Origin of the sequence: Acinetobacter sp. YH12116, assembly GCF_013418895.1 — a bacterium.
Classification (GTDB): Bacteria; Pseudomonadota; Gammaproteobacteria; order Pseudomonadales; family Moraxellaceae; genus Acinetobacter; species Acinetobacter indicus.
Window position 1 is genome coordinate 18,309 of the sequence record NZ_VPBE01000009.1, and the last position, 15,730, is coordinate 34,038.

At 48.2% G+C, this 15,730-nt stretch carries 18 protein-coding genes; 5 read left to right on the forward strand and 13 right to left on the reverse strand.

Annotation, left to right across the window (positions count from 1 at the left end):
* Positions 1-42: 42 nt before the first annotated feature.
* Together FTU54_RS07410 and wrbA are read right to left on the reverse strand one after the other, a co-directional pair.
* On the reverse strand, positions 43-225 hold the full coding sequence (locus FTU54_RS07410; protein WP_045796412.1) for a hypothetical protein: 183 nt from the start codon (positions 223-225) through the stop codon (positions 43-45).
* Positions 226-527: 302 nt separating this feature from the next.
* Complete coding sequence (gene wrbA, locus FTU54_RS07415; protein WP_075167263.1) at positions 528-1,124, reverse strand: NAD(P)H:quinone oxidoreductase; 597 nt, start codon at positions 1,122-1,124, stop codon at positions 528-530.
* A 111-nt stretch (positions 1,125-1,235) separates the two neighbouring features.
* Here wrbA and FTU54_RS07420 point away from each other — a divergent pair, with 111 nt between their 5' ends.
* Positions 1,236-2,483 carry a YihY family inner membrane protein gene (locus FTU54_RS07420; RefSeq protein ID WP_005182132.1) on the forward strand — a complete coding sequence of 416 codons (1,248 nt, stop codon included), beginning with the start codon at positions 1,236-1,238 and terminating at the stop codon, positions 2,481-2,483.
* A gap of 43 nt (positions 2,484-2,526) precedes the next feature.
* Here the strand turns inward: FTU54_RS07420 and yddG are convergent, their stop codons facing one another.
* From yddG to FTU54_RS07455, 7 genes are all read right to left on the reverse strand, one after another.
* Positions 2,527-3,417 (reverse strand): aromatic amino acid DMT transporter YddG, encoded by an 891-nt coding sequence (gene yddG, locus FTU54_RS07425; protein WP_180046306.1) that lies wholly within the window; start codon positions 3,415-3,417, stop codon positions 2,527-2,529.
* On the reverse strand, positions 3,417-4,331 hold the full coding sequence (locus tag FTU54_RS07430) for a DMT family transporter (protein ID WP_127799009.1): 915 nt from the start codon (positions 4,329-4,331) through the stop codon (positions 3,417-3,419). Before FTU54_RS07430 ends, yddG begins: the two co-directional genes overlap by 1 nt.
* Positions 4,332-4,489: 158 nt before the next feature.
* Positions 4,490-4,894 (reverse strand): biopolymer transporter ExbD, encoded by a 405-nt coding sequence (locus FTU54_RS07435; RefSeq protein ID WP_005182129.1) that lies wholly within the window; start codon positions 4,892-4,894, stop codon positions 4,490-4,492.
* The gene (locus tag FTU54_RS07440) at positions 4,894-5,517 is read right to left on the reverse strand and encodes a MotA/TolQ/ExbB proton channel family protein (RefSeq protein WP_005182127.1); all 624 of its coding nucleotides are present in this window, start codon (positions 5,515-5,517) and stop codon (positions 4,894-4,896) included. Before FTU54_RS07440 ends, FTU54_RS07435 begins: the two co-directional genes overlap by 1 nt.
* Positions 5,518-5,537: 20 nt before the next feature.
* Positions 5,538-6,323, reverse strand: coding sequence for an energy transducer TonB (locus FTU54_RS07445; RefSeq protein ID WP_180046310.1), 786 nt, complete (start codon positions 6,321-6,323; stop codon positions 5,538-5,540).
* A 206-nt stretch (positions 6,324-6,529) separates the two neighbouring features.
* Positions 6,530-7,396 carry a formyltetrahydrofolate deformylase gene (gene purU / locus FTU54_RS07450; protein ID WP_005182122.1) on the reverse strand — a complete coding sequence of 289 codons (867 nt, stop codon included), beginning with the start codon at positions 7,394-7,396 and terminating at the stop codon, positions 6,530-6,532.
* A 70-nt stretch (positions 7,397-7,466) separates the two neighbouring features.
* Entirely contained in the window at positions 7,467-8,177 is a 711-nt protein-coding gene (locus FTU54_RS07455) for a TetR/AcrR family transcriptional regulator (protein WP_005182118.1), read from the reverse strand.
* A gap of 115 nt (positions 8,178-8,292) precedes the next feature.
* On the opposite strand from FTU54_RS07455, the gene FTU54_RS07460 reads away from it, so the two are divergent.
* The 4 genes from FTU54_RS07460 (at position 8,293) to FTU54_RS07475 (ending at position 12,195) form a co-directional block, all read left to right on the forward strand.
* Positions 8,293-9,756: a coniferyl aldehyde dehydrogenase gene (locus FTU54_RS07460; RefSeq protein ID WP_005182115.1), complete on the forward strand. Its 1,464-nt coding sequence runs from the start codon at positions 8,293-8,295 to the stop codon at positions 9,754-9,756.
* Between the two features lie 164 nt (positions 9,757-9,920).
* Positions 9,921-10,157 carry a 50S ribosomal protein L28 gene (gene rpmB, locus FTU54_RS07465; RefSeq protein WP_000048256.1) on the forward strand — a complete coding sequence of 79 codons (237 nt, stop codon included), beginning with the start codon at positions 9,921-9,923 and terminating at the stop codon, positions 10,155-10,157.
* A 16-nt stretch (positions 10,158-10,173) separates the two neighbouring features.
* Positions 10,174-10,329: a 50S ribosomal protein L33 gene (gene rpmG, locus FTU54_RS07470; protein ID WP_003654787.1), complete on the forward strand. Its 156-nt coding sequence runs from the start codon at positions 10,174-10,176 to the stop codon at positions 10,327-10,329.
* Between the two features lie 147 nt (positions 10,330-10,476).
* A complete protein-coding gene (locus FTU54_RS07475; RefSeq protein ID WP_075167257.1) occupies positions 10,477-12,195 on the forward strand; it encodes a cation:proton antiporter in 1,719 nt (572 codons plus the stop codon).
* 60 nt (positions 12,196-12,255) lie between these two features.
* Here the strand turns inward: FTU54_RS07475 and FTU54_RS07480 are convergent, their stop codons facing one another.
* The 4 genes from FTU54_RS07480 to FTU54_RS07495 form a co-directional block, all read right to left on the reverse strand.
* The gene (locus FTU54_RS07480) at positions 12,256-12,534 is read right to left on the reverse strand and encodes a hypothetical protein (protein ID WP_005182110.1); all 279 of its coding nucleotides are present in this window, start codon (positions 12,532-12,534) and stop codon (positions 12,256-12,258) included.
* Positions 12,535-12,636: 102 nt separating this feature from the next.
* Positions 12,637-13,140 carry a DUF6586 family protein gene (locus FTU54_RS07485; protein ID WP_180006785.1) on the reverse strand — a complete coding sequence of 168 codons (504 nt, stop codon included), beginning with the start codon at positions 13,138-13,140 and terminating at the stop codon, positions 12,637-12,639.
* A gap of 178 nt (positions 13,141-13,318) precedes the next feature.
* On the reverse strand, positions 13,319-13,570 hold the full coding sequence (locus FTU54_RS07490) for an RNA-binding protein (RefSeq protein WP_005182105.1): 252 nt from the start codon (positions 13,568-13,570) through the stop codon (positions 13,319-13,321).
* A gap of 92 nt (positions 13,571-13,662) precedes the next feature.
* Positions 13,663-15,654, reverse strand: a complete 1,992-nt coding sequence (locus tag FTU54_RS07495) for an ATP-dependent helicase (protein ID WP_163169941.1) — start codon at positions 15,652-15,654, stop codon at positions 13,663-13,665.
* Between the last annotated feature and the right edge of the window lie 76 nt (positions 15,655-15,730).

Genomic DNA, 15,730 nt, shown 5'->3' on the forward strand with positions numbered 1-15,730 from the left:
GTCGATGGAGGGTGCGAGCTCACCAACGGAGCACCGCATACATTACTTCTGTGTCGGGGCGCCTTGTTCAGTCGCCGCTGGCTCTTTTGAGCTGGCCTGATCTTTGGCTTTGGTTTGTGCTTTTTCTTCAGGATAATCCGGATGATGCACCACGCTTGCTACTGCATTGGACAGCACCAGACTTAGACTCAGTACACTGAATCCCATAACGAACCACATTTTCATCTCGTATTCCTCAGTAGTTTGGATTTTTCTCAGTGTGCATGACGGCAAGGTGCTCTTTTCCTCCACAGGAAAGCACCCAACCGATCATGAATAGGGAGAGAACCGTCACAGCATAGGCTGTGTATAGAAAGACTATTAGATAGACGCCGAATTGGGGTGGTCGAAAATCACCAGAAGCAGTCATTTTCACATGAAATTCATTTAAATTAACAATCAAAAAACCAGCATCAACAGCAGAAAGCCATTAACGGATCTGAGCGCTATTTTGGCCTTGCTGCTGCTATTTTTTTTAAAGCTATTTTTTAAGCGCTGTGCAGTTTTTTCACCACGTCTGCTAAACGTAATCCTTGCGCTTCACAAAGTTTCTTTTCATCCTGACTTAAGCTCTGGTCATGACGCGGGCCGCTGACATGCGATGCACCATACGGTGTACCGCCGGTTTTGGTATTGGATAAAGCCGGATGAGCATTGCTGAGTCCCATAATCATCATGCCATGATGGAATAACGGCGGTAGCATGGTCAGCAAGGTACTTTCCTGGCCACCGTGCTGTGAACCGGAAGAAGTAAATACACAGGCCGGTTTATCATGCAAAGCGCCGCTTAGCCACAGACTGGTGGTCTGATCCCAGAAGAATTTCATTTCCGAGGCCATATTGCCAAAACGGGTCGGCGAACCAAGCGCAAGACCAGCGCAGTTGGCCAGGTCATCTAGGCTACAGTAAATATCGCCTTCGGCCGGAATACTCGGCTCGGCAGTTTTGACCACCGGGGCAATATTCGGTACTGTACGTATTTTTACCGCTACGCCTGCTGCTTCTACCCCGTTGGCAATCAGATGGGCCATTTCACGGGTGCTGCCATACTTGCTGTAATACAGAACTAAAACATAGGGTTGCATAATGTTATCTGTAGAGTAAAAAAGAAAACTATACGGTATTTTGCTGTATTTTTGGTTAAGCTGGCACAGGAAAACACAGAAAGATCACTAAAAAATCGAGACTTTAGCCGCATGATTGTTGAGTATTTAAAAAAGCTGCCCTTTTATGACCACCAGTGGTTTCAATTCGTGCTGTTTGTATTACGCCGTTTTGAAGCAGACCGCTGTCGTGAACAGGCCGGCTCGCTCACCTATACCACACTGTTTGCGGTGGTGCCAATGCTGACGGTTTTTCTGGTCATCATCTCCTCGATTAAAGCTTTAGAACCGGCGCGTCAGCAGTTACAGCAGCTGATTTACAGCAACTTTCTGCCCAAAACCACCATCGCCTTTGATAAGGCCCTGAATGCCTTTACCGATAAATCCAGCAATCTCACCATTATCGGGATTCTGTTCCTGTTCATTACCACTGTACTGATGCTGACCAGTATCGAAACTGCCTTTAACCGGATTTGGCGAGTGAAAGAAACCCGCGGCGGGATTATGGGTTTTATGCGCTACTGGACCATTATTTCGCTGGGGCCGATTTTACTTGGCAGCGCCTTTGTGCTGTCATCTACCGTTGCCTCGATGAATGTGCTGAGCAATAACTTTGCCGGTTATGAGGTCAACGGCGCTTTTATTCTGTGGATTATTTCCTTCTCCCTGACCATTGTCGGCTTTTTTATTCTGTACTGGACCATTCCCAACCGCAATGTACCAATTAAAGCCGCGCTGATTGCCGGCGTCTTTAGTGCGGTGGTATTTGAGGCATTAAAAAACCTGTTCGGCTTTATCATGTCGAATTTCACCAGTTATGAAATTGTCTATGGCGCCTTTGCTGCCGTGCCAATTTTCCTGCTGTGGATTTTTCTGTCGTGGAATATTATTTTGCTGGGCGTAGAAATTAGCTTTGCCCTCACCGCTTTTAATTCCGGCAAAGACCAGAAACGCCATCCGATGATTATGCTGCTGGACCTGCTGGAGCTGTTTTATCAAAAGCAGAAAAAAGGCGAAAGCGTGACCGAGCAGGAAGCACTGGAAGTATTGGGCCGCGATGAAATTGGCCGCTTACCAAATTATATCTGGATGCTGGAGCAGCAAAACCTGATTAAACGCACCGATAACGATGAACTGGTGCTGGTACGGAATTTATCGCAGGTCAATTTCTGGAGTTTTTATACCCAGCTGCCTTATCCGCTGCCGCAGCGCAAAGATGTCGGCAATATTCATCCGGATGATGAATGGATGCAGAAACTCGGACCGGCACTGATTGAAGCTGATGACTATTTGGCAGCCAAGCTGTCGATTCCATTGTCGAAAATTTTTGAAGAAAAATAGAGGTAGCACCTGCTGATCTTTAAGGCCGGGAAATAAGCGCCAGCTAAGCGGAAATTTCGCTGGTGCTTTTCCAGCAGATCAGCGCACCCAGACTGACCAGACTACAGCCGAGCCAGAACACCCAGCCAGGCTGTAGCTGCAACAGCCACATCGAGATCAATGAAGACAGCACCGGAATAAAATAGGTGGCCAGAATTAGCAGCTGAATACGGCCAAACTGAATACTCTGGTTCCAGTTATGATAGGCCATCCCAATCAGGGCACCGGCCAGCACAATCCATCCCCATAGCGAAAGGCTTGGCCATTGCCATGGCTCATCCAGTCCTACATGCAGCGCCCACAGCAAACCCGCAGTCACCACAAAAAACAGTGACACTGCATTGCTGCCTTGGGCATAGGCTCGGGTCAGCGCCCCGTAGCAGGGCCATAACAAGGCCGCTAAAAATGCCAGACTATAAGCCAACGGATTTTCCGTCAGTACGCTCCAGAGCTGGGCCAAGTTCCAGATCTCCGGATTGACCACCAGCATCAAGCCCAGTACGGCCAGCACAAAGCCTGGAATTACCGCCCAGTGATAACGTAGCTGTTTGGCTAGAATCGCCAGCACAATACTCAGCGGCGGCCATAGATAATTGATCATGGCAATCATCAGCACCTGTTCGCGCTGTGTCGATAAGGCAATCGACAGCAGGAACAGAATTTCATAGCTAACAAATAGCGCCCCACCACCCCAGAGATAGATTTTCGGCATCTGGCTAAGTTTAGGCCAGCCTTGATGTAACAGAATCACCAGCGCACTGACACTATAAATCAGTGCAAGTGCCAGCACCGGACTGAGCTGTTCACTGATCAGCTTGACCACACCCACCAGACTGGCCCAGATCAGCAGCGAGCTCAAGCCCAGCGCAGTAAAACGTTGTGATTGGCCCAGCATCAGGCCACGCGCCGCTTGAACCAGCCCTGTGCGCTGACCATGACCACGCCCAGCATCACCAGGATAGCCCCCATAATAAAGCTGTGTTCCAGTTGCTCACCCAGCAGCCACACGCCGAACAGCACCCCAAATAATGGGGTTAAAAAAGAAAATACCCCCAAGCGTGAGGCCAGATAGTTTTTCAGTAACCAGAACCAGATTAAATAACTGGCAAAAGAAATCAGAATGGCGTGAAACAACAGACTGCCAATCGCGACCGGACTCCAGTGCACCACCGCCTGTCCGGACCAGTAGGCCAAAGGGAATAGCACGATAAAACCGCCCAGCAGCTGATAGAACAAGGTTTGGGTGGCTGGTGCTTCGGCCAGCGGGGTTAAGCGCACCGCTATGGTAGTGGCCGCCCATAAAATACCGGCACATAAAGCCAGAAAGTCGCCATAGAGCATGGAACTGGTTGCGGCACTGAGCTGACTGTCACGCCCCAAAAAAGTCACTACAATGCCCAGAAAAGCCAGCAGAATACCGCTCCATTGCAGCAGGGAAAGCCGTTCACTGGGCAGCTTCCAGTGCAGGCCTAAAGCTACAAAAATTGGCGCGGTATACAGCAGCACCACGGTATGGGAGGCCGAGGTAAAGCGGATGGCTTCAGCCAGCATAAAAAATTCGGCGGCAAATAGCAGCCCGACCAGCAAGCCCGGATACAAATACGTCGGTGTCCATAAATGCACACCTTGAGCCAGCCGAATTAACGGCCAGACCAGCAGCGCAGAAATCCCGGAACGCAGCGCCATTTGCATTAGCGGTGAAATATCAGGCGCGGCAATTTTCAGCACCACCTGCTGCAGTCCCCAGAAAATACACAGCACAAACATTATGCTGGCTGCTCTGGCATCCAGTGCCTGTCGTTGTTTCACCAAAATTCCTTGAAAATTCTCGTTTTTCCCTAGCCTACCTTAATTGAATTGGCAGGCATTTAAAATATGTGCTGCACGCTTTTCCTGCAATTTGCACATAAACAGCTGCCATAAAAAAACGACCCGTGATGGGTCGTCCTGAGTCTGGCCTGTCACGTTTAGTTATCGCTGACAAAGGCAATATCACTGAGTCCGGCTTCACTCGCACGTGACATTACCTGGGCAACGGTATCATAACGGGCATCTTTGTCGGCACGTAATTGTACCGTTGGCTTACGTTCCTGCTCGCCTGCCGCATTTAAACGGTTTTCCAGCTCATCCAGACTGATGATCTGATCATCCCAGGCCACTTCACCCGAAGCATTAATGCTAACGGTAATCGCCTGTGGTGGTGGATCAATAATTTCTGCCGTGGTTTCTGGCAAGGTTAATGGTATTGATGGGTTGGCAACGGTCGCTGTCACCAGGAAGATGATCATCAAGACCAGCATAATGTCGATGAGCGGAATGAGGTTCATCTCATTCATGCCGCTATCGTTGTCTTCACCCAATTGAAATGCCATTAAGCCTGACCTCCCACTAAACCTTGCTGTGCAGTTTTCACTTCAGCCTGAGCGGTCGCAGAATCCTGCTGTAGCATGGTGTCAATTAACAGGTTGTGTGCATGATCTTGCAGCTCATGTGACAAGGTCCGGTTAAAACGGCTACAGATGTTATAGGCAATAACTGCTGGAATTGCGACAGCCAGACCAAAACCGGTCATGATCAGTGCTTCACCGACAGGCGTCGCCACTTGAGCAAGGCCAGCCTGACCGCTTTTACCCACCGCTACCAGCGCGTGGAAAATCCCCCATACGGTACCAAACAGACCGACAAACGGTGCCAGCGATGCAATAGTTCCGAGTACCGATACGCCTTTTTCTGCAGAGGCTTTTTCTGCCGAAATCTGGCGTAACAGCGCCTGCTCTGCCACGGCCTTGCGCTGTTCAAAACTTAAAGGCGCAAATTTGGCTTTCAGGCTGTTCAGCGCTTGAGCGAGTTGAGCATAGGCTTGCTGTTTAAGTTGGCGGGTGCCCATCAGACGCAGCACAAAAATTGTCCAGGTCGCAATCGACATTGCCAGTAACACGAAATACAGTGTTTTGCTGACTGCATCTGCATGTTGCCAATAAACTGAAAAGTTCATACTCGAACTCCTGATTAAAGTTAGCCGTTAGGATTCAATGTCAATTCAAAGGGTTGCTCGGCACGAATTGGATAAGCAACGCCATTTTCCTTGTACGGTTTGAATTTTGCACTACGCACAGCGCGTAAAATCTTTTCATCTAAAGCAGCAATGCCGCTTGAACGGGTAATCCGCGCACTGGTGATTGAGCCTTTTTCATTGGCTTCAATTAAGACCACCACGCTACGGGTTTCACCCTGTAAATCTCGGTTGGTATACGATGGTTTTGGTGAGCGGCTCCACTGCACGCCCGAACCCCCAATGGATACCGATTTGGTTGCTGGCACAGCCGGTGCAGGCGGCGCTACTGGCGCAGGCTGTACCACCGGTTGCGGTGCCGGTTTCACCACTTTGGTTTCAGAAACCGTGGTGGTAACCGTTGGGGTTGGCTGCGGCGTTGGCTCAACCGGTTTGACCACAGGTTTTGGCGCTTCGGCCTTTTTCACCTGCTGGACTTTTTCCACTTTTTTCGGTGGTGGTGGCAATGCTTTTTCAACCACTTTCACTTCTTTGACTTCTGGTGGCTTAGGCTGTGCCGGTTTTGGTTCTGCTTTTGGTTGTGGCGGTAAAGGTTTTGGTGGTTCCTGAATTTTGACAAAGCGGACTTTTAGCGGCTCCTTGTCAATCGGTTTCAGTTCCGGTGATTCCATCTGGCTAACCGCCCACAACACCCCGATATGGCCAATAACTACGGCCACCAGTGCAGACAGCACTTTCTTTTTCATGGGATGAGGAGATTGCATCATGGGAGTAGAAGATGGACTCATTAAACTCAGTTACCTTAAAGAGGTGATAGCCAGTTTCAGATTTGACCTATCAAGCTCATCGGTTAGCACAATTAAAGTACCGCAATGATAAATGAGAAGTGTTTTCATTTGCAACAATTAATTTGGCTATTTTAATGGCTTTTTCAAATAATCAATAAAAAAGGCATACTAAAAGTATGCCTTTAAATCTGGTGATTCACAACAACTTATTGGAATACCACTGTTTTATTGCCATCAACAATAATCCGGTCTTCCAGATGCCATTTCACTGCACGCGCCAGCACGTTACGCTCCACATCCTGACCCAGTTCACGCAGCTGCTCGACCGTAAAATCGTGGCTAACACGCTCCACATCCTGCTCGATAATCGGGCCCTGGTCTAAATCCGCGGTCACATAGTGCGCAGTTGCCCCAATCAGTTTCACGCCTTTGTCATAGGCTTGCTGATACGGGTTGGCGCCAACGAAAGCTGGCAGGAAGGAATGGTGAATATTGATCACTTTCATTTCCCATTTGCTGACAAATTCTTCATCCAGAATCTGCATATAACGTGCCAGCACCAGTACATCATTGCCCTGCATCAATTCATCAATTTTGGCATAGGCTTCGCGTTTATTTTCCTTGTTAACCGGCACCACTTCAAATGGAATACCAAAGTTCTCAACCGCTTCACGTAAAGTTTCGTGATTCGACACCACTTTGGTGATTTCACACGGCAGACCACCACGCGCATGACGCCATAACAGTTCCAGCAAGGCATGATCGACTTTAGACACTAAAATACCGACCTTTTTCACATCGGCCACCAAGGCCAGACGCCATTGCATTTCATAACGCTCGGCCACATTGCTGGCAAAGGTCTGGATCAGGCTTTCACGACGGCTTTGCAGATGATCCAGCTCGAATTCAACGCGCATGAAATAACGCCCGCCCTGAGCTTCAGTCGCGTATTGATCAAGTGCGGTAATATTTGCTCCCTGATGATACAAAAAGCTCGATACAGCCTGCACGATACCTGGCTTATCCTCACAAGTAATCAGTAAACGTGCAGTATTCGCAGTCGTCATATTCATGTTGGTTTATATCACTAATCAGTTAAATTGAAAAAATAAGCCGGCTATTCTAGCGCGTTTCCTTAACAGACTAAATAGGGGAATCAGTTTCTGTATTCTTGCTTGAAGATAAGCTGGCAAACAGTTCCGATGAACCCAGGGTCTGTAACAGGCCTTCATAGGTTTGACGGCTTTCACCACGCAAATACGCCCCTTCCAGGAATACCATCTGACGCAGCGCCTGCCAGACCCACTTCTCTTCCAGCGTATTCGAGTCGGTAATATGCCCCGACATATACAGGAAGTTGGTCCAGTTGGTCAGCACAATCCACAGGTTAATAATTAAGGCTTCAATTTCCGAGTCGGTCATTTCCATTAAACCGGCTTCCACGAAAGCTTTATAAATTTTTTGTCCCTGCTGCATCACCTGTCCGGCAAAACGCGGATACATTTTGCGGAAATCTTCGTTATTTTCCACCAGATGATAGACATCCCGATGCAAAAAGCGGTAGTTCCATAACTGGCTGCTAAGGACCTGAAAGTAATGAATCTTATCGTTGGCATCCAGCGGACGGTCATCTGGCAAGGCCAGCATGCTCAGGGTTTCGGCCTGATACTGCTCCATCAGCTCTTTAATAATTTCGTTTTTATTGCGGAAATGATAGTACAAATTACCCGGACTCATGCCCAATTCAGCTGCAATATGATTGGTCGTCACGACACGTTCGCCACGTTCATTAAAAAGTTGCAGGCTTAACTGCAAAATACGTTCTTTGGTTTTCACCGTTTTCGAGTGTGACATCCTAAAGTAACCATTCTTTCAAACTGTTAAGAAACTAACAGATAAAGTAACTTGACTATTTAGAGTAAATACTCTAAAAACTAAATTAATTGATTCAATCGAATGGTAACACGCCATGAACAGTCAAACAAAAACAACTTCGATGACCACTCCCGACAGCACGCCCCATAACCTTGATGCACAACGTTTACATGATGTTCTGGCCCTGCAGAAATACGCCTATCAGCGCTATCCGCTGCCAACCGCCAAAGAACGGATTGACCGTCTGGCACGGTTAAAACGGGTGCTGGTTAAATATCAGGATCAGTTTGCCGAAGCAATTAATGAAGACTATGGTAACCGTTCGATGGGCGAGACCAAAATTGGCGAATTACTCACCTGCCTTGAACATATCAAATACTACAGCAAAAACCTCAGTGGCTGGATGAAACCATCCAAGCGACATGTCGGAATTATTCATCAGCCGGCCAAAGCCTGGGTGCAATACCAGCCTTTGGGTGTGGTCGGCATTATTGCACCGTGGAATTATCCGCTGTTACTGTCGGTCGGTCCGTTAATCTGCGCTTTAGCAGCCGGCAACCACGCCATGATTAAAATTTCCAGTGCCTCGATGCATTTTGGCCGCGTGCTGGAAAATGCCATTGCTGAAGCTTTCCCGCAGGAACTGGTGGCGGTCATTACCGGCGGCGGTGCGATTTCCGATACCTTTAGTCATCTGTCCTTCGATAAAATGATTTTTACCGGTTCGACCAATGTCGGTAAAACCGTGATGGCGGCGGCAGCCGAAAATCTGGTGCCGGTGATTTTAGAGCTGGGCGGTAAATCGCCCGTGCTGGTGCATCCATCAAGTGATATGGCCGATGTTGCCGAGCGGATTGCGGTTGGTAAACTCTGGAATGCCGGACAGACCTGCGTGGCACCGGACTATATGTTCCTGCCTAAAGGCAAAACCGCCGAATTCCTGGGTCATTATGAACAATATATTAAGCAGATGTATCCAAGTCTGCGCGACAATCAGGATTACACCTCCATTATTAATGACAAGCAGTACAACCGGCTGCAGGGCTATTTAGACAATGCCCGTGAACAGGGCGCCCAACTGATTGAAATCAATCCGCAAAATGAACTGCTGGACGATGTACGCAAAGTCGCTCCGACCGTACTGACCGGGGTCACCACCGAAATGCGCATCATGAAAGAGGAAATTTTCGGACCACTGCTGCCCATCATGGAATATGAACAAATTGATGATGTAATCGAGTTTATTAATAGCCGTCCGCGTCCACTTGCATTATACTACTTCGACTTTGATCAGGCGCGTGCCGACTATGTCGCACAGCGTACCCATTCAGGGCATTTCGGACAAAACATGGTACTGACCCATGTCGCACAGGATGACTTACCATTTGGTGGTGTCGGTGCGTCAGGGATGGGCAAATATCATGGTCCCGAAGGATTCTTCAGTTTGTCGCATGAACGCTCGGTGATGTCTAATCCGAAGCTGTATAGCTTGAAATACATCCTGCCGCCGTTCAATAAGCCGATTCACAGACTAATTTCAAAGATGCTTCTTCGCTAAATGATCAAGGCATGAGCTATTAGCATGGCTCATGCTGCGTTTTCCTGAAAATCGCTTGTCTTTTAAGCGCATTTTTGGTATAAAACGCCCCTTGAATGAATTCATCCGTTTATTTTTGACTGGCCATACAGATTTGCTGTTGGCTAAATCAATGGAGTTACACCATGTCTAAGGTTTGCCAAGTTACCGGCAAGCGTCCAGTCGTTGGTAACAACGTCTCACACGCCAACAACAAAACTAAGCGCCGGTTCGAGCCGAACCTGCACCACCACCGTTTCTGGTTAGAAAGCGAAAAACGTTTTGTACGTCTTCGTTTAACCACTAAAGGTATGCGTATTATCGACAAATTGGGCATTGAAAAGGTTGTTGCTGACCTACGTGCTCAAGGTCAAAAGATCTAAGTAAGGAGTCAGGACAATGCGTGATAAGATTCGCTTAGTTTCTACAGCTGGTACAGGTTATTTCTATACCACGACTAAAAACAAACGTACTATGCCGGAAAAAATGGAAATCAAAAAATTTGATCCAAAAATCCGTCAACACGTAATCTTCAAAGAAGCTAAAATCAAATAATTTTGGCTTTTTGAAAAAAACGACCTCTCTGCAGGTCGTTTTTTTTGCACTTTTTTTCTTCCAGTTGTTAAAATTTCCTGATCTTTTCAATCTGGCACTCTCTGTGCTTGTCTTTTTTACCCTTAACCTTGGCTTAAGGAGTTGTTAGTGCCGCATGATGTAGAACTTATTATCTTATTGGCTGTCGGCTTTGGACTGGCCTTACTGTTCGGCTATATTGCCGCCCGTTTACGTTTACCGCCCCTGATCGGTTATCTGGTGGCCGGTATCCTGATTAGTCCAAATACGCCCGGCGTGGTCGGTGATATTCACCTGGCCAACCAGCTGGCTGAACTGGGTGTGATGTTCCTGATGTTTGGCGTCGGGATGCATTTCTCGCTCAATGACCTGATGCAAGTCAAACGGATTGCCCTGCCCGGTGCCATCCTGCAGATTACTGTCGCCACTTTACTGGGGATTGGAGTCTCGATGATGTGGGGCTGGAGTTTCGGCTCTGCACTGGTGTTCGGTCTTAGCCTGTCCTGTGCCAGTACGGTAGTTCTACTCAAAGCACTGGGGGATCGCGGCCTGCTAGACTCGGTCAACGGCAAGATTGCCGTGGGCTGGCTGCTGGTCGAAGATCTGGTGATGGTACTGGTGCTGGTACTGTTACCGGCTACTGCGGTCCTGTTGGGTGGACAGGCACTTGCCGGTAGTGCAGCTGATGAAAACATCTGGCTGACACTGGGCATTACCCTGTTAAAAGTCACCGGCTTTATTGCCTTTATGCTGATTGTCGGAAAACGATTGGTACCCTGGATTATGCAGGTGGTGGCGCGTCTAGGTTCCCGTGAACTGTTTACCCTGACTGTGGTCGCGGCGGCCGTGTCAATTGCCTTTGGTGCCTATAAAGTCTTTGGTGTGTCGATGGCACTGGGCGCCTTCTTTGCCGGTATGGTGGTGAAAGAGTCTGACTTTAGCCATCGTGCTGAAGAAGAAACCCTGCCGCTACGGGAGATTTTCTCGATCCTGTTCTTCGTGTCGGTGGGGATGCTGTTTGACCCGCGGATTCTGCTGGAAGAACCGCTGCATGTGCTGGCAGTGGTCGGCATTATCATGATTGGTAAAACCATTGCCGCCATGGCCCTGGTCCTGTTCTTCCGCTACCCGATTAACACTGCATTAACGGTGGGTGCTTCACTGGCGCAGATTGGTGAATTCTCCTTTATTCTGGCCACGCTCGGCGTATCGTTACAGCTGCTGTCTCTAGAAGGTCAAAACCTGATTCTGGCCGGTGCCCTGATTTCCATTACCTTAAACACCTTCCTGTTTTCGGCGATTGAACCGGTACAGCGCTGGATTCGCGAGCGTTCACATCTGGCCCGTTTGCTGGAACGCAGTGGCGACCCGCTGGCGATGTTACCCGATGAAGTTTCACAAGATTATCTGCGGGATCAGGTGGTGATTATTGGCCATGGTGAAGTCGGCCGCCGTATTACCAAAAACCTGATGGCGGAAAATATCAAGGTGGTGATTGCCGAAGAAAACCGTGAGATTGTCGAAAACCTGCGGGAAAAAGGCATTGCTGCGGTATCCGGTGTGGCCACTGAGCCTGGAGTACTGATTCAGGCACATATTCAGCATGCCCGTTTACTGGTGATTTCACCGATGGACATTATTGATATTCATAAAATTGTTGATATTGCGACTACTTTGAATCCGCAAATTCAGGTGCTGATCTGCGCGGAAAGCAAAGAAGAAGCCGAAGTCATTCGCCGTGACAATATCGGTGAGGTGTACTTTGCCAAAGAAGAAATGGCCAAGAACATGAGCAATCATATTTTAAACCAGATTGAAATTGCCCATCATCAACCACCCTCACATTAAGCCTCAGGCACAAAAAAGCGCACCTTCAGGTGCGCTTTTGCATTCCAGAGCATGAGCCGACTAGCTCAGATACTTCGGCTGCTCATCAACCACTTCGGCCTGCCATTCATTGACCTGCTTTTCCAGCAGCCCGAATAATGCGGCCTGAATCATGTGCTGGGCGACAATTGGCGTCTGATCTCCCAGCAGGGCTTTGACTTCATCATTAAACTGGATTTTGACCAGAGGTTCCTGTTCTGAACCAGCATTACGCAATGCCAACTCACCACCTTCAAGCTGAACCAATTCCAAAATCGCGTCCTGATTTCCAAATAAGGCTTTTAACTGTTCTATAGACATAATTCCTCCATGTTCAACATGGTGGCAAAGATGGACTCTTTGCATCGCTTAGATAGTTAATATGATGTCAGGTTTTCAGAATTCAAGGGACACTGGTCGGGTTTAGAATTCCACCATTTCATTTCTGAAACCATCAATTAACTGCATCAGCTCACGATGCCATTCACGCAGGATTTTGGTATCTGGCAGCCATGCTTGCGGGGTTTGAGTGACTTTAATAATCAGGTTCGATGAAGTCTCATCTTCCGGTTCCGGTGCGCTTGGCTCCGGCGTATACTGACAAAGACGATAAGCGCGTTTTAATTCAGCAATAAAGCCTTCTTTGGCCAGTTTTTGCAGAATCACCACTTCAGGCGATACCTGACCTTTGGCCGCCATCGCTTCTTCAATTGATTTTAAAGTCGGCTGCAGCTCATTCAGGCGGTAGTAACGCATCAGTTCCTGCAAAAAGGCCAGTACAGCACCATGCAGATGAAACACCGCTGCTTCGCGATGTGCCTGCGCCTGCTGGATATGTTCGGTTTGTTCAGCTTGCTGACATGAAAGACGGGCAAAATACAGTTTTTGATTGGTACGGTCGGCATGAAAGCGAGCAACACGGGACATGAATAGCGTTCCTAAATTTTGGCTTTTATTTCAACATTAAGCTTAAACGCTCTGCGTCCAAATGCCCAATAAAAAATACATATGAGCGCTATCATCAGCACCGATATTTTCTACGATGGGTTTAAATAAAGAAAAATGCAGCGCTAAAAAAGGAGCCACTAAGGACTCCTGTTGATGTTCAAGCTTTCGGCTTGTCTTCCGCAGCTTTAACGCGAATGCCAGCACCTTTGACTTTCAGGGTATTCAGGCCCTTAATCGCTTTGACGGCTTCACGACCATGCGGCATTTCCACAAAGCCAAACCCTTTGGACTTGCCACTGTCAGCCTCTTTAACAATCACCGCAGATTCGACTGTGCCAAACGGCTGAAACAGCGCCAGCAGTTCAGCATCGGTGATAGAACGCTCTAAATTACGTACAAGAATTTTCATTTACTTTTTCCAAATAGGCCAAATCATCCAAAAGCATGCGCCTACTCTACTCTGGAGATTGTGCATCAAGCTGCACAACACATGGCTCTAGTTTAATCGAGATCAATCCCAAAATCTAAACGAATCTTCTGGCGTTCGATCAGTGCACTTTTAACAGTTTGTTCACGGGTTTTATAATGGGTTTCACTTTGACACAGGTTACGGGTCAAATCGTTCAGAAAATAGCTTTCTACAGTACGTCCCTGTTCATCGACCGTATCTCTGGCCCACCAGCTGATGTTCTGCTTGGTCAGAATCAGCTCGTTTTGCGCCCGGGTTAAAGCCACATACAGCACCCGGCGTTCTTCTTCAACTTCGTCAAAATTCCCTTGCGCCCGTGCATGTGGATACTGCCCGGCAGTGACATTGGCCACATAGCAGACCTTCTGCTCGGTGCCTTTGGCCGAGTGGATGGTAATGAGCGTGACCACATCATCATCTGACTGGCGCTCAATTTCACTAATCGAAATCGGATCGAGTACATATTCTTCCAGAAACTCGCTGAGCTGACCGTGTTTGCTGGCCAGCTGCTTGACCAGATCAAAATCTTTAAGCCGTTTTGACCAGTCTTTTTTGGCGTAATTCTGTTCCAGCTGCTCCACCAGTGCCTCAATCGCCAGACTGACACAGACGTCGACTTCCTGTTTCAGTACGGCCATTTGCTTCATAATCAAAATGGTTTTATCCGGAATCCGGCCAAATTTCTCCAGCTTTTCCGCAATCTGCTCCATTTCCGGATTCAACAATAACTGCTGTGCCAATTTACTGGCACCGACATCTCCAACGCCATTCCACAGGGTCAGAAAACGCATCCAGGCAATATCATCGGCCGGATTGGCAATGACCCGCAGCAGACTGAGCAAATCCTTAACGTGTGCCGATTCCAGTAATTTCATGCCGCCAATAAAACGATACGGAACATTGGCCGCAATAAAGGCCGCTTCAATATGCCGCGCGGCAAAGCTGGAACGCACCAGCACCATATGCTCCTGCCATGCTGCCCCCTGGATAAAGTGACGCTCTTTGATATCAATCGCAATCCATTTGGCTTCATCAAACTCATTCGGGAAAATATGCATGCGCGGTTTTAAGCCACTGCCACGATACGCCTCCAGCCGTTTGTCATAGCCGATCGGACTTTGCTCCAGCAACCAGTTCGACAGATCCAAAATTTCCTGGGTTGAACGATAATTACGCTCCAGCTTATAAATCTGGGCACCCGGAACACGTTCTTTAAAGTGATGAATGTTTTCAAAGTCTGCACCACGGAAACCGTAAATCGACTGCGCATCATCACCAACACAGAACAGCTGCACCCGCTCTTTTAACGGCTCTAGTAAGGCCCATTGCAAAGGATTGGTGTCCTGCATTTCATCGACCAGCATGTGCTGGCACAACGACGCGACATAATCGACCAGCCCCTCTGATTGGGCCAGCGCCGAAGCGACAATTGCCAGAATATCATCATAATCCAGAAAATGACGCGCCTGCTTGCGCGCTTCATATTCTTTCATGATCTCGGCAATCTGATCTTTATAATCCAGACATTCCGGCAGCTGCTTTTCCAGGGCAATACTCAGTTTTTGCCGGGTATTGCGGGCAAATGAATACAGGTCACATAGCTGCTGCGGCTTGGGCAAGGCATTTGGATTTTTCTTGTCATCTTTACCACGCAGTAAACGAAACATCATGATCTGGTCATCACGATCAATAATCGAGAACTGTTCCAGCCCAAAGGCTTTTGGAATCCGGCGCAGCAGATACATACAGAAGGTATGGAAGGTCGAAGCACGCAAGCCCTTGGCCTGCTCGCCCAGCGCCAGTTCGACCCGCGCTACAATTTCGGCAGCGGCACGGCGGGTAAAAGTCAGAATCTGAATCTGGTTGGCCGGAACGCCCTGATCAATCAGATACGCCGCACGCGCCACAATGGTTTTGGTTTTGCCACAGCCTGCCCCAGCCAAGACCAAACTGTGCTTTGCTTCAGTGGTGGCTGCATTTTTCTGTTGGGGATTTAACTCGTCGATGAGCTGTGCAAGTGACATACCAAATCATTTCTCGAAAATTCAAAGCGAGATCTTATCATAAGCATCCCATCAACATAAAAACTAGCCTATTTGT